We start from the raw sequence: 14,724 nt of genomic DNA, 5'->3' as shown, positions 1-14,724 counted from the left end.
CAGCGCGGCCTCATTGAGCCTCGGCAGCGCGTCGGCGGCGTTGTCATGCGCCTGCGTCGGCGCGTCGACAACTTCACGAATGCTGACGATGCCGGAAACCTTCAATCCGGCGGGCAGCGGTTCCGGCGTCGTGATTTCGACGCGGAATTGCCGGCTTTCGCCGCTCAAATTGAATACAATGAACGCCGCTGCCTCGCTTTCGCCGTGAAATGCCTCGATTGAACCGTCCACACCGAAACGGCCCTCGATCAATTCGTCTATACCGCCGAATGGCGCCCAGGGATTCGCCGCGCACACGAAGACGGGCGTGCCCGGCTCGCACTTCTCGACCGCACACCGCGCCAGACACACGACCTTGCGTATTTCGGCGACCAGCGCGCGCAGTTCGTCGCGCAGGGCATGCCGTTCGGTGACCGGACCCGTGCCCGCTGCGTCCGCGCGCTCGATGAGGCCGGGGACAAGTCCCTTGATGTAAGCGGTACGCTCGACAAGGCCGCGCGTGTCGTCCATGCGCGCGAAGAAGTCCTCGGCGTTGCGAATCGCTTGCCGGAGATCGGCCAGCTCCTTGCGAAACGGCACCAGGAACACGTGCTGTGTGCGCCGGAGCAGCACACGCGCGCCCTCGGTCACCGTGCATACGAATTCGAGGTCTTCGGTGCGGTCGCCGGTGAGCATGTACTGCAGCGACGCCGAAAGACGGTCGTGCGACGACTCCGTCCTGGCGGCCCAGGGTTCGCGGTCCTTCGAGCGCACTTCGAGCGACAATGTGAGCGTGTGCCGCGCGGGATTGCCGATGACCGCGCGAAACTCATTTGAACCGACGTAGCCATCACCAAAATCGAGTTGCTCGATCACAAGCGCCCCAATGTCGTCCGTGACGGGAAGCGTGCCGGTGCGTGCGGCGTTGCCGCGATACTCGCCGAAGAGAACTTTTGGAAGATCGGGGACAGGCACGTCTCGCTCGGGGACTCGCTCGCTTGTGCCAGTCCCCGTCGTTTGCGCCCAGCGAAGCACGGGCATCTGCGACGCATTGGTCGGACAAATGACGCAGGGCGCGCCGTCGCCCGCCAGATCGGCGGCGATGGGCGAACTGTTGGTCGCGCCGCCCGGCAACGGTATGCTTTCCTTGAGACTCCCGCCGGGGGCGTAGACATACAACACGCCGCTGTAACCCGCGACGAGGATTTCCATCTTGCCGTCGCCGTCCACGTCGGCGATGGTCGGGGAGCGGCGGACGCGTTCCACCGCATTGCCCGTCCACAATTCGTCGCCATCGACCGACGCGCAGAGCACATGGCCCCTAAGATCCGCGGCGTAGAGTTCAACGCTGCCGTCGCCGTCGGCGTCCGCCGCGCTGAGGGCCGAATCGATTTCCCCTTTCATCGGCAGCGACCAGAGCGTCCTTCCGTCATTGCCGAGCAGCGCCAGCGACGCGCCAAGCCCCACGGCGATTTCTTGCTTTCCGTCCCGGTTGAAATCGCCTGTGAGTGGACTTGAGCCCGGCAGTGGTCCCGCGACGCGCCATAACTCGTCTCCCGCGGCGGACAAGCAGAGCAGCGCGACCGTGTCGCCCGCAACGAGCACCTCGAACTTCTCGTCGCCGGCTACATCGGCTGCGGCGGGCCAGCGCGGATGCCCGATATCCGTTTGCCGTTTCCAAAGCACGCGGCCGTCGCCGTCCAGACACGCGACGGCGCCCGAGTTGTCGCACGCGATGATGTTCCGGGCGCCGCACTGTGCAAGGTCCGCCACGACCGGCCCGGTGGCGCCCCAATCGATCATGTCGCCGAATTTGAAATCCCACAGCCGGTTGCCGGTCGCGCCGTCGAGACAGTACAGCACCCCTTCACGATTGAGCAGGAGTATTTCCGGACTCGGGTCGCCCGTGACGTCGCCGACCGCGGGCGCCCCGCACATGCGGCCCGGATGCGCCACGCGCCACAGCTCGCGGCCTTCGCGGTCGAGCGCGGCTACTTCGCCGTTCACCGTTGCGACGACGACTTCGAGGTTGCCGTCGCCGTTGAGATCGCTCACTGCGGGCGACGCGTCAATGCTGCCGTTAGGCGTGCGGTATGACCAGACCACGTCCGCGGCACGGACATCCATTTCTGTCAGTGCAGTCAGGATCGATATGACCAGAGCCCACTTTCTGCCAGGTCGCATGGGTATATCCTCCCGTGATTGCGCGCGCGAATAGAAACATGATAACGGCAGGATGAGCCGATTACCACGTGCGCCGTCTCCCTTTGCCATCACGGACGTTTTTGCCGGGAATCGGTGTTGCCGTGCCGTAGTCTCCTTGTGCGGCGCTGAGAATCGCTACGATACCCTGTGCCAGGGAAGGTGCTTGGGTAGGGCGTTGTTGTATCTACAGATTGGGGGCCGGGTGCGGTGGCCTATTCTTGCCCGATGCGGTAGAATAGGAGAAGTTAGGTCACGGGCAGATGGATGGAACCCCAGCAACCGGAGCAACGCCGTGCGGCAAGCGCGAATGGTCCTCCCTGTACGCGGTCGTGACCGCCGCACCTATATGGGCGGCCCTCTCGGGGTACAGGCATTCACGCTCATCGAACTGCTGGTCGTGATTGCTATCATCGGCATCTTGGCCGCGATATTGTTGCCGGCGCTGGCGCGCGCACGCGAGGCTGCGCGACGGGCCAGCTGTCAGAACAACTTGCGGGAAATCGGTCTCGCATTCAAGATGTACGCGGGTGAAGACCCCGGCGACAAGTACCCGCCCCTTGCCCCATTTGCAAACGACTTGGGTGTGCCCGTGTTTGCGGCGGCGGACGCGGCCGCTGTTTATCCGGAATACTTGAATGACTTGAACGTATGCCTGTGTCCGTCCGATTCGCAATCGCGCACTGCCGGCGGGGGTTACGACAGCCGCGTGCCCGAGGGGTCGTTTGATGAACACATTGCAGCGGCGCGTGGCGCCGCGGACCATATGAGCCTGCGGTACTTTCAGTCCGCGGTCATTGGGCGTTCCTACTGGTATCATGGCTATGCAATGCGCAACATCGAGGAGTTCTACGGCATTTGGAACGCCACGGGAACGCGGCCGGAACTTGGCACCGTCCAACCCGCGGGCCTGACGTCCGTCACGGCGATTGTGCGCCTGAAGAACTGGGATGAAGACATCGAAGTGAGGGAGAAACTGCCGCATACGGCGATTCTGGGCGGCGGATTTGGTGGCGGCGCGTCGGTCATGCGCCTGCGGGAAGGCATCGAACGCTACGCCATAACGGACATCAATAACCCCGCTGCTTCCGCGACCGCGCAGAGCGAGATGCCCACGCTCTTCGATACCTTCGGGTCAGGCTCAAATACAGCGCTCGCAGGCGGCGCAGCGGCGTTCAACCACAGTCCCTCAGGCTGCAATGTCCTGTTCTTTGACGGTCACGTCGAAACGCTGCGCTATCCCAGCCGTTTCCCACTCCTCGAAGACGGGGAAAACGGGAATGGCCTGCTGCTCAAGATTGGATACTACGGTCTAGGATGACCTGCAGGAAACCCACACGTGACTGACTGAAACAGGCCCCGCGAAGAGAAAGAAAAACCGGACGTTCCTGTTCTGAACGCCCGGTACTTGTCATTTACTTGCGGCGCTACTTCCGCTTGGATACACCACACCCCTCTGTACTCGGGACGGTGGCAAAAACTAATACTGCGCTACCAGCACATCTGCGCCGCCGCCGCCCGCCGCGCCGCCGCCGCCGCCGCCAGCCGCGCCGCCAACACTGCCCGCGCCAACCGCCTGCACCGAGCTGAAGTCCACTTGCTCCAGAGCGCCTAAGTCAACCTGGACGGTTTCCGCAGGAGCCACTTGTTCCGTCGATTCGGATGAACTGGTCGCGATTGCGGTTCCCGCCACCACGACGAGCGCCACAGCGGCGAAGACACCCCACCGCCATACCGACGAACTGCGCGTAACCTTGACGATTCTGTCCACTGGTATTGACCTCCACATTATGACTGTAGACTTCGCCTCACACGCGGGAACCTGACTCAAGTTCCCCGCAACAACGATAAGTATACCCTATTGCCGGGGAAAAGTCCACAACTTTTTCAGCGGATTTTGGCAAAGAGATACGCAATGTGCATTATGCGTAATTCAATAATAACCCCTGTCTGGCCGGCAGTATTGGCACTTTGAACAACCCATTCGTTGTTGTTTCTGCTTGTCTGGGAGGGTTCTTCCCGGCAAAGTACGTCGCACACAAGCACGACTCTGCCGTTGCGCGCCACGGTTTTGCTATCATGCCGCATCAGGCGAAGGTTCCGGACGCGGTCGTGCAGTGTTCTTGATATGTAATAGGACATCGAAACAGTGGTTGAAGGCGGAACTTCTCAAGACCCCGCACTGGAACGGACCAGGTCGCGTGCGTGGAGCCGCGACTGGCTCTGGCTTGCGGGTATTCTCATCCTGGGCGCGTTGCTGCGGGGATGGTATCTCATGGAGATCAGGGACGCGCCCGATTTCCGCGCACTGCGGCAGGACCTTGATGTCCAGGACTATCACGCGCGAGCGATAATCTCCGGGGACTGGGACGTTCGCCCCGACGTCATCGACCCCGAAATTCGCACGACGCCGTACTATCGCCCGCCCGGCTACGCGTATTTCTTGACGGCGGTCTACTTCTTGACCGGAGGCAGCTATCTGGCGCCGCGCCTGATTCACATGGCGCTTGGCCTGGCGAGCGCGGTGCTGATGTACCTCTTGGGCCGCCACGTGTTTGGGCGCGTGTCCGGGCTGTTGACGGCCTTCTTCGTGGCCACGTACTGGGGCTTTATCTACTACGAGGGAGAAGTCAACGACCCCGCCCTCTTCGTGTTTCTCGTGGCGTGTCTGCTGCTTGCCCTGCGCCGGTGGGCCGTGTCGCTTGCCCCGTCCCGGGCCATGCTCCTTGGCGGCATGTTCGGCGTGTACGCGATTATGCGCCCGAACATCCTGCTCTTCGGTCCAGTCGTTGCGGCCTGGATGCTCCACGTGGCTTGGCGGCGCGGCCAGTGGCGCCGCATGCTGCTGTCCTGGTTCTGGCTCGCGCTGGTGTGCGGCCTCGCCATTGCGCCGGTCACGGTGCGGAATTACATAGTCTCGGGCGAGTTCGTGCCCATCTCGACTTACTTCGGCGAAAACCTGCTCATCGGAAACGCGGAAGATGCGGACGGTTACACCTCATGGACGCCCTATCTGCAGCACCTCGAGGGAACCGGCAATTTCTCGGTCTGGTTTTACGGCAACATTGTGCGCGGCCTCGGCAAGGAAGTCGGCAGGCCGGACCTGACGCATTCCGAGGCATCCGAGGTCTTCGCGCGCAAAGCGCTCGATTACATCAGGACGCACAAGCTGCGCACGGCGCAACTCTGGCTCAAGAAAGCCATCCTGTTCTGGTCGCCTCTCGAGATCACGGAGAACAAGGTAGTCCAGGGCGAAAAAGACTATTATCCGCCGCTGAAATATCTGCCGGGTTTCCCGCTGGTGACGGCGTTGTTCCTGACGGGCACGATTCTCTTCCTGGCCGAATGGCGGCGAAACCGGGCCGCGGACGCTGCGCCGGGCGCGCCCGTCACCCCAACGCAGATGGCTGCGATCATATTCGCGTTCATACTAACCTACTTCGCCTCTTTTCTGCCTTTCTTTGTGAATGCGCGCGCGCGCGCGCCGCTGTACGGCGTGTGCCTGCTGATCGGCGCTTACGGCCTCCAGCGCATCATCGAATGGCTGCGCGGCGGTGCGTGGGGCCGCGCGGCGCTGGGCGTGGCGCTCGCGGCGGGGCTGTTCGTGCTTGCGTCCGTTCAATATGTGCCTTACGAGCCGGACATGGCCCGCTGGCACTATGCGCGGGCCGATTCCTATCTGCGCGACGGCAGGGTCGAGCAGGCGGCCGCCGAGTCGGAGGCCATGCTGGCGTTGCCGGGCGACCCCATGCCGTATATGCCGTTTCGACTGGGCCATGCATTTGCCCGCGCAGACCGCCACCTACTGGCCTATCGGCTCTTGAAAACGGCGCTGGACACCGACCCGGGGAATCAGCACCCGCGCTACCGGCAGGATCTTCAGTATCACGTAGCGCGCCAGTTATACGCGCTGGACCGAAACACCGAGGCCCTTGCCGCATATGAAGAGGCCTTGCGCCTCAACCCGGACGACCCGCGCGCGCACAACGATATTGCGCTTATTCTGTGGAAAGCGGGCCGTGTCGATGAAGCGCTGACGCATTTCGAAGCGGCGTTGCGCGCTCATCCCGGTTTTGCGCTGGCGCACAGCAATCTGGCGGACCTCTTGGGCTCAGTCGGACGCCTGGACGAAGCGATCGAGCATTTTCGGCAGGCCGCAGCGCATGCTCCCAAGAACGGTGAATACGCTTTTGGCCTGGCGCGGGTTCTGGCTGCGGCCGGCCGCATCGAGGACGCGATAACGCAGTATCAGACCGCCATCACGCTGGCTCCGCGCGACCCGCGCGCGTACAACAATCTCGGGCTGCTTCTGGAGGCGCGCGGCGACCCCGAAGGCGCGGTAAGCCGCTACCGGGAAGCTATCCGCGTTGCGCCGGGTTTCAGCCTGGCCTACGCCAATCTTGCGGCCTTGCTCGCGCGCGCGGGACGCGTCGGGGAAGGCGTCCTTTTGTGCCGCACGGGCTTGGAACAAACCCCGGACGATCCCGTGCTCCACAATGCGTTGGGGTATCTGCTGGCGTTGCAGGGGCAGTCCCAAGAGGCGCTCGAACACTACGACGCGGCGTTGCGGAGCGACCCGGACTATGCGCAGGCGCGGCAAAACCGGGAGAAATTGTTGTCGACTGCCGGGCGGTAATGCGGGCGAAGCAAAAACACCGGCATCCAGAACCCGGGATTCCAGAGTCGGGCCCCGTCAGCGTTTCTCGCCGAAGATATGCGCGGAAAAGCGGTACAGCTTGACGTCCGGTAATTCCCAGGCCCGCGGCGGTGCGCCCGCCTTGCGGCAAATGCCCTCCAGGTATTCTTCCAGGGTCCAGTCCTGTTCGATGGGTACTTGCGGCAGGAGCAGTCCGCCGCCCCGAGGCCCCCTGTGCTCAAGGTAGAGCCCGTCCCGGCCCAGGACGATTTCGTTTACGTTGCCGACTTCGATGAACGGCGAATCGGGCCTGTCCCCGGGGCACAATGCGGATATTTCGATGGTGATTTCCGGGAGTTCGTTCTGAGCGACGGGCGGGAAACGCGGGTCGCGCGCGGCGGCGTTGATCGTGTTGTCCCGCACCGTGGTTGCGAGCGGCTCGATGCCCTGCGTATAGCCGATGCACCCCCGCAGTTCATGACCGCGCCGCAACGTGACGAAGGCGCCGTGCCGTTCGCTCAGCCGGGGCGTCAACGGATACGCGTCAACGTCGAGACAATCGCCGCGACGGACGTAGGTTTCGAGGCTGTCCCGCGCGATGCGCAGCAACAGTTTTTCCTCTTCCGCCGACAGAAAAGGCCCTTCTGTCCTATTCATGTTCCGCGGTCTCCGGGGTTGCCTCCGCCGCCGGCGCCGCCGGGGATGCCGTTTCCGCTGGTTCCTGGGCTTGCGCCGGTTGCGGCGTGGCCGCCGGCTGGGCCGGCAGCGGCGCTGCGGTGAGGTCGTAGAAATTGATGGCTGCATAACTCACGGACGGTTCCGCCATGCCTGTCATGCGTCCGGAGGTATCGTAGGCAAGAACGCGCCCGAATGCGTTCTCAGACAGCATGCGCAATCCCACGGAAAGGGCATTCGCGCCAGCGACCGGATCGCGGGTTTCGCGCATGTAGGCGCGCATACCCGTGTCATCCCGCGCGAGGATCCGGCTGAACAGGTGCTCATCGAGCGCCTTGATGCGTTCCTGGACGTTGTCCCGGAAGGGCACGTACTTGAACGCTTCGCCGTATTGGGTGAAGTTCGCGCTTATGACAATCAGCGTGCGTTCCGTCATGATCCGGCCCAACGCGTCCACAATCCCTTCCAGCTTCTTGACATCGAACTCGCCGCGCCCCGTGAGCAGGTCGCCCACCAGGATGGGGATCAACTCGAAGTAACCCAGTCTGTCCTGCAGGAAAGGCAGTACGACTTCGACCGCATATTCCTTCTCATGTACCTGCTGCCGCTGCGGCACTTCATCGTAACGCAGCGAACGCAAGGTGATCAGCGGCGAAAGACAGATCTCGCGAATGGCCGGCCCGCTCAACGGCGTCACACCGAGCGGGGTCGCGAATCCCTGCACGGACGGCACGCTGCAGCCCTGGAACGTTGCGTAGTTGGACGGCGCCAAGAGGATCACGCGATCATACTGGCCCGGCTGTAATTCCTTAAAGGCATGCGCGGCCACCGCCCCGGCAAAACCATAAGGGCCGTGCGGCACAATACACGCCAGCAGCCGCGCATTGATCGGCTCGACTTGGGCCTTGTCGAAGTACCCATGCAGCACCTCGCGCAGCTTGGCCGCGTCAGCCGGGTAGAAGGGTCCCGCGGCGAGAGGCGGCCTGACCTGCACCGCCGGCGATGCGCCCAGCAAGGACACCGCCGCGTATACGGTGAGCACCATGCGAGATATGGTGAGGCGTCTTGACCCCTTCATGGGCGCTAGGATAGCACATTAGCCGGTGTGCTTACCCGGTTTCACGAATCTTGCGTCAGCGACGGTGGGCGCCCCGGAAATAATCTCGAAGAGCCAATTGTTTGCCTGCACGAAAGCAACCTGTTAGAGTAAGGCAATCAAGGACGGAACGCATGGTTATCTCGAGGCACAAGATGGTTCTGCGACTGCGGCTCGCGCTTTTGCTGCGCGGGAGCGGTCCGTTGTGCCTCGCCAAGACGTAATTCCAGAGCAAGACTCAGCAGATTCCACGAGGCCACGGACTCAGGTTCGTGGCTTTTTTGTGTTCTTACTGACCGGCGGACGGTTCCGGCGCGGAACGCCGCCAGATTGCGAAGGGAGGTGGTATCCATGGAATCGGGGCTGGACGGCGATGGTCTGGGCGGGCTCGAATCCGGGCGCTGCGTCAGGCCTGACTCGCGAATCGGCATGAGCATCCGCAAGAGACGCAAAAGAACGAACATAGGAGCTTTCAGACCATGGAACAGGATTATGTATGTATTTGGGATACCACCCTTCGCGACGGCGAGCAGACACCCGGCGTCCACATGACTGTGGACCAGAAGGCCGCCATTGCGGAACGGCTGGAACGTATAGGCGTGGACACCATAGAAGCGGGTTTTCCTGCGTCCTCTCCGGGCGATTTCGAGGCGGTGCGCGCAGTAGCGAACACGGTGCGCCATTGTGAAGTGGCCGCGCTGGCCCGATGTGTGGCGCAGGACATCGACCGCGCCGCCGAGGCGCTGCGCCATGCGGCGCGGCCCGTAATTCATGTGGTGCTGGGTGTGTCCGACATTCATCTCGAGAAGAAGCTGCGCATGGACCGCTGTGCCGCGCTGCGCGCTATCGCGGACAGCGTTGCCCGCGCCCGCAAGCACGTATTGGAAGTCGAGTTCAGCGCGGAAGACGCCACGCGCGCGGACCGGATCTTCCTGCGGCAATGCGTGTGGGCAGCCGTCGAGGCGGGCGCCACGCGCATAAACATCGCCGACACGGCCGGCTGCGCGACGCCCGAAGAATACGGGGCTTTGGTCCAGGATATCGTGGCATTCGTCGAGGGGCGCGCCATCGTCTCGGCCCATTGCCACGACGATCTCGGCATGGCCACAGCGAACACCATCGCCGCCGTGCGTCATGGCGCGGGCCAGGCCGAGGTCGCGGTGAACGGTATCGGCGAACGCGCGGGCAACACGTCCTTTGAAGAAGTCGCGGCGTTCCTTGCAATGAAGAAGGTCGCGGCCACGCACGTCGACCTGACCCAGGCTGCGTCCCTCAGCGCGTTCGTCGCCGAGGTCACGGGCATCCCGGTGCCGCCCAACCGCGCCATTGTTGGCGCGAACGCTTTCGCGCACAGTTCGGGCATCCACCAGGACGGCATTCTGAAAGACCCGGCTACGTACGCATTCGTGACGCCCGAAGCTGTCGGTGTCCCGGGACACCGTTTCGTGCTGACAGCGCGCTCCGGCAGAAGCGCCGTTGCGCACGGCGCCGCCCGGCACGGCTATGTGATCGACGGCGCGGTTCTCGACACCGTCTACGACGCCTTTGTGCGGCGCGCCGACGCCGTTCGCGGCGCCGTCAGCGAAGAAGACCTGGTCGCGATCGTACGCGATGTCGCCAACAGCCACTCCCATGAGCACACGCGGATTACCGCACGCGCCGCGGGTTGACCCGGAAGACCAACCGCCTCGGGGCGATTCCTTGCTTTCGCCCCGAGGCGGCCTACGGGCATGTGCGCCACGCGAAGAGGGAAGAACTATGTCGGGTCATTTCACCTGCGCGCGCGGCTCCAGCGTTGCGCTGCAAAGAGCCATCTCATCTTGCCCAAGACCACTATGGTGCGCACGGGCAGAAGCCGTCCTCGGTGGCGTCGGCGGGGCAATAGAGATAGCCACAATTATAGAACTGGATCAGGCGGAGCAGTTCCGTTAGCGCGATCTGCCAGTCGCTACCGCTGGGCGCGTAGTCGGTGTCATGCGGGCAGCATGCAATATTCGCGCCCGGTCCGGGCACGTATCCGTCTTCTGTGGAACCCGGATCATCCGCGCAGTGGAACCCGCCCGAGTTGTAGAACTGGATTACGCGGAGCAACTCGGTCAACTCGATAGTGTTGTTTTGATTTTGATCTGCCGCATGCCACTCGTCCACACAGGCCAAGCTTTCGCCTTCCCCCTCGCCCTCACCCTCTCCTTCCCCCTCGCCCTCACCCTCTCCTTCTCCCTCGCCTTCGCCTTCCCCCTCGCCACTCTGTGATGGCTGAAGACTGATGACCGTCACTGCAACGTCATCATCCTCAGCGACTATCGTCGTTGTCCGCGGATAGTATCCCGAAGCGCTTGCAACAACGGTCCAGGTCCCCGCTCCAATGCCGTTCAGGATAAAGAGCCCGCTGCTCAGATCGAAGTACGGCGTCACGCTTGACCCCTCGAGAGATATGGAAGGAGAGGCGGCATCAGGGATACTCTCGCCGGTCTCGGCGTCGCGAAGTTGGACTACAACCGAACCATCCACCACCGCTTCTCCAAGATACGGTTCGAACACGACATTCGCGGAGACCTTGGCCTCGATTTCCTCGCGCGTGTAGGCGCCCCAATCATTCAGCTGCGCCAGGGTGGAGGTTGGGCTGACATTGAATACACAGGCAACACCGACATCCTGGAAGCGGTTCAAACCGGTGGAGGTCAACAAGGTCTGATCTCCCACGGCCGGTGTTCCCGCCGTCTTGAGGTCCTTGACGGGAGGAAGGACGAATATGGCATACCGGAAAATGACGGCGAATTCATTACGGGCAATCGCAACGCCTGAGTCAACCGCCCATACGCCGTCATTCACGTTTGCTATCCAACAGTCGTGGATTGAACTGTCCGAGGACCCCGGTCCGCTGACTTGTACCCCCACGGAGTACGGATTGTATGCGCCGTCCAGCACCACGGAGGCCAATTCCATGACCACGTCTTCGATCCCCACCAGGACCACAACATTGGCGAATAGGCCAGGCAAGGTGATCGTGCAGTTTTCGAGCCGTGTATTGTCCGCGCCCCAGACCACGAAGTGCTCCGTAGCTGAGGGGTCAAAATAGCGGACCACGGTTGTTGGCGCGTCGGCGCCGCGGATAGTCACGCTGGGCACGAAGACCACTTGCTCTTCATAGACCCCAGCGGCGAGGTTGATCGTTACCGGGTGGCTTTCCTGGGCGAACGTCGCCGCGACGGACATCGCCCTTCCGATTGTTTGCCAGGGCAATTCTTGCGTGCCTTGCCCGTCGGTATCACTGCCACTAGGGGAGATAAAGACCTGATCCGGCGGTTCATCCGGGTCCTGCGGGTCTGTGCCCAACTCGAATTCGCGGCCATTGCTTACGCCGTCGCCATCGAGATCTTCGTTGAAATCATCTGCATACGGATCAAGACCGTTTACGCTTTCATAGGCGTCCGGCATGAGATCGCCGTCGCTGTCCAGGTCCAGGTAGTTTGGAATACTGTCCAGATCGACGTCGGTCACGGCTTCCGTACTATCGGGTATCCCATCGTCATCGCTGTCCAGGTCGAGAAAATCGGCCGTACCGTCCCCATCGCTGTCAACGATGCCTTCCGTGGCGTCGGGAATCTCATCGCCATCGCTATCAAGGTCAAGATAGTTGGGAAGACCGTCTTCATCCGGGTCAGCGTCCAGTTCTGTGAGGTCGCGGATGCCGTCGCCATCGGAATCCCGGTCCACGATGAACGAGGTGCTCGGGCCGGCACCCAAAGCGGAATTGCCCACTATGTCAACCGCAGTATCCGGGGCAATGCTGATGCTCATGAGGCCAAAACCGGATATATCGGAGATGGCCACCGTCAAGGCCGATGTATTGCCGAGAAAAATCGGCTCCTCTCCCGTCGGAAGCCATATGTCTAGACCATTTGCGGACTTGCCGGTATCTGGATATTCGATCTCGACTGTCGAGGCGGCGGCAGTATAGGTGGCGTGCAACGTTACGTCGTCCGGCGACAACGTCGTATACACCGGCTCCGAGTACCGGACCTGATAACTCACTGGCCCATCCAAAGTTGCGCGAACGGAGGGGTCGCTGATGATTAGTTCCGGCGCGGTATTGTCAACAATCAGGGCTTCCGTCGTAATGGGACCGCTCTCTGCGGGACCCAGTGCAATCGCGCCGGTGACGTTCACCGTAACCGGGCCCTCCGGGTCGTCCGGCAGAATCGTATAAGTGAACGAATGGACATTACCCTCGCTCTGCACGTATGCCGCATCGTGTCCGTTCACAGTCATGCTGGGCGGCCCTGTCAAGAGTTCGGCAGGTTCAAGGCTAATGGAAACCGTGTCGCCCGTTCTGGCACGCGGCGGATCGCTCAGGATGCCTTGAAACATGGAATCCAGATACCACACGTCACGAAGCGCTGTATCCGATTGACCACCCATGATGTACAAACGCCCATTCTTAACGGCGGCAGTATGGAGACTTCGCGCGGTCCACGGCACCGTAATCGGGGCTTGGGTCCAGGTGATGCCGTCCCAGGAACGCCAAGCATCGGCGTATCGCGTATCCCCGCTCTGACCGCCCAATATCCACATCGCGCCATCGAATACGATGCCGGTCGCTCCGCTTCTGGAGTGCCAGGCCGCCGAGGACGTGGCCCTGGTCCATGTTGCCCCGTCTACCGACCACCACACATCCCTGAAGGTGCTGGAATCGACTCGGCCGCCCATAATCCAGATTCTGCCGTCGTAGGCCAGGCCAACGTGTTCCGTGCGCGCAGCCCATGGGGCGTTCTCCGTCGCGAGGGTCCACATTGTCCCGTCCTCGGTATAGTACACATCATCGCGGTACGTCAGGGTCTCATAGGAAACAATCTTGTCATAGGTGAGCCCCCCTATTACCCACATCTTCCCGTCATGAATCACGACTGCGTGTCCATCCCGCTTGGGCCACATGTCGCCGGTTCCAACCACCTGGGTCCATGCATTGCCTGGCGCCCAACACCAAACCGAGGCCGTGCTGTGGTACTGGACTTCCCACATGTCACGAAGGCGTCCGCCCAGCACCCAAAGCTTCCCGTCAAACACGGCAGAAGCCGCCCAGCTGCGTCCCTGCCACAGGACATCGACCGTGCTTTGTGACCACGTTGTGCCGTCCGGGGAGTACCAGACGTTGTTGGAGTATTTGCCGGCCAACACCCACAGCTTATCCAGGAATACGGCGGAGGCATGGCCGCTTTTCGCGGGCCACGCTGCCTGACTGGTCGCCTGGACCCATGCGCGGCCCGCGGCCATTGCCGGGCTCATGTCCCAGACGAGCAGGAGAATCGCTAACGCGGCAACTGCTGATACCCACGAATTCCGGACGCATGGTGGAAGGCGGAGACCTGACTGCGGCATTATCGGTAGCATAACATCCCCCCCCCGATTTCGTGACAGTACACGTAAAAGGAAATTTCTTCTCCCGTAAACCACCATATCATACTCTACTCCCGAGCAATCCGTTTGTCAAGAGCATGCACTTCGCGGTTTAGTTGGGAATGTAGCATTATGTATGGAAGGCGATGGCAATAGAAGCTATCCCAAAACCCGTGTGACAAGCGAAACCGCGCATTCGATATGAAGACACCATTGAAAGAGCCGGGGCGACTTTGCCTGCGTTTTGTAACGGCGAGGCATGCGTCGCCCCTACAAGAGGCATGAATCAAGTTTTGGGATAGCTTCTAGTAATGCGCGTTGCGCGGACTCAGAAAACCGCTTCTTCAACGCTTACTTGGATGCGGTGCGTGCCCAACTTCAAGTATTATTGATGTGAACGGACGCGGTTTCGGCAACGACGAAACCAGTGCCGTACAACGAGATGCATACTGACTGTAACCTCCACCAGAATCGCGGCCGTTGGGACCATGTATCGGAATGGAACATGCGCCATCTTGACACGGACTACGTCGAGGAGCTTGTTGCGCGGCTTCGGGCCATCCCGGACGATGCCGTGCCGCGTTGGGGCATGCTTCGGAAGGATACGCTGATCGAACATCTGGTCTGGGTCCTTCGTCACAGCCTCGGCCGGTCGACGAAGGTTCCATACCTGGGCAACTGGTTTAGCTGCCATCTCCTCGCGCCGCTTGTTCTACGCGGTCTTGTCCCGATTCCGAAG

The 14,724-nt window shown here is 61.8% G+C and carries 9 protein-coding genes and 1 pseudogene; 5 read left to right on the top strand and 5 right to left on the bottom strand.

All coding sequences use genetic code 11. From position 1 onward, the window contains the following. Positions 1 to 2,163, bottom strand: a 2,163-nt coding sequence (locus KA184_08305; protein ID MBP8129571.1) for a PQQ-binding-like beta-propeller repeat protein, incomplete at its 3' end; no start/stop codon positions are given. A gap of 367 nt (positions 2,164 to 2,530) precedes the next feature. Here KA184_08305 and KA184_08300 point away from each other — a divergent pair. Then, positions 2,531 to 2,854: pseudogene (locus KA184_08300) on the top strand (DUF1559 domain-containing protein). 93 nt (positions 2,855 to 2,947) lie between these two features. Next, on the top strand, positions 2,948 to 3,502 hold the full coding sequence (locus tag KA184_08295) for a hypothetical protein (protein ID MBP8129570.1): 555 nt from the start codon (positions 2,948 to 2,950) through the stop codon (positions 3,500 to 3,502). Positions 3,503 to 3,661: 159 nt separating this feature from the next. On the opposite strand, the gene KA184_08290 is transcribed toward KA184_08295, so the two are convergent. After that, positions 3,662 to 3,952: a hypothetical protein gene (locus tag KA184_08290; GenBank protein ID MBP8129569.1), complete on the bottom strand. Its 291-nt coding sequence runs from the start codon at positions 3,950 to 3,952 to the stop codon at positions 3,662 to 3,664. 378 nt (positions 3,953 to 4,330) lie between these two features. Between KA184_08290 and KA184_08285 the strand changes: the two genes are divergently transcribed. After that, positions 4,331 to 6,817, top strand: a complete 2,487-nt coding sequence (locus KA184_08285; protein ID MBP8129568.1) for a tetratricopeptide repeat protein — start codon at positions 4,331 to 4,333, stop codon at positions 6,815 to 6,817. 57 nt (positions 6,818 to 6,874) lie between these two features. Here KA184_08285 and amrA read toward each other — a convergent pair whose 3' ends face one another. Further along, the gene (gene amrA, locus KA184_08280; GenBank protein ID MBP8129567.1) at positions 6,875 to 7,474 is read right to left on the bottom strand and encodes an AmmeMemoRadiSam system protein A; all 600 of its coding nucleotides are present in this window, start codon (positions 7,472 to 7,474) and stop codon (positions 6,875 to 6,877) included. Then, a complete protein-coding gene (gene amrB / locus KA184_08275; GenBank protein ID MBP8129566.1) occupies positions 7,467 to 8,537 on the bottom strand; it encodes an AmmeMemoRadiSam system protein B in 1,071 nt (356 codons plus the stop codon). Before amrB ends, amrA begins: the two co-directional genes overlap by 8 nt. A 530-nt stretch (positions 8,538 to 9,067) precedes the next feature. On the opposite strand from amrB, the gene KA184_08270 reads away from it, so the two are divergent. Further along, the gene (locus tag KA184_08270) at positions 9,068 to 10,258 is read left to right on the top strand and encodes a 2-isopropylmalate synthase (protein MBP8129565.1); all 1,191 of its coding nucleotides are present in this window, start codon (positions 9,068 to 9,070) and stop codon (positions 10,256 to 10,258) included. A gap of 163 nt (positions 10,259 to 10,421) precedes the next feature. On the opposite strand, the gene KA184_08265 is transcribed toward KA184_08270, so the two are convergent. Continuing rightward, positions 10,422 to 13,862, bottom strand: a complete 3,441-nt coding sequence (locus KA184_08265) for a hypothetical protein (GenBank protein ID MBP8129564.1) — start codon at positions 13,860 to 13,862, stop codon at positions 10,422 to 10,424. A gap of 628 nt (positions 13,863 to 14,490) precedes the next feature. On the opposite strand from KA184_08265, the gene KA184_08260 reads away from it, so the two are divergent. Continuing rightward, the coding region (locus tag KA184_08260; GenBank protein ID MBP8129563.1) for a hypothetical protein at positions 14,491 to 14,724 on the top strand (234 nt) is incomplete at its 3' end.

This window comes from Candidatus Hydrogenedentota bacterium (assembly GCA_018005585.1).
Lineage (GTDB): Bacteria > Hydrogenedentota > Hydrogenedentia > Hydrogenedentales > JAGMZX01 > JAGMZX01.
Note: the sequence above shows the minus strand (reverse complement) of the source record. Positions and strands in the feature narration are given on the sequence as shown.

Coding starts and splice junctions, on each gene's coding strand:
- amrB (MBP8129566.1), bottom strand. CDS start 8,537: ATGGTGCTCACCGTATACGCGGCGGTGTCCTTGCTGGGCGCATCGCCG.
- KA184_08295 (MBP8129570.1), top strand. CDS start 2,948: ATGAGCCTGCGGTACTTTCAGTCCGCGGTCATTGGGCGTTCCTACTGG.
- amrA (MBP8129567.1), bottom strand. CDS start 7,474: ATGAATAGGACAGAAGGGCCTTTTCTGTCGGCGGAAGAGGAAAAACTG.
- KA184_08265 (MBP8129564.1), bottom strand. CDS start 13,862: ATGGCCGCGGGCCGCGCATGGGTCCAGGCGACCAGTCAGGCAGCGTGG.
- KA184_08270 (MBP8129565.1), top strand. CDS start 9,068: ATGGAACAGGATTATGTATGTATTTGGGATACCACCCTTCGCGACGGC.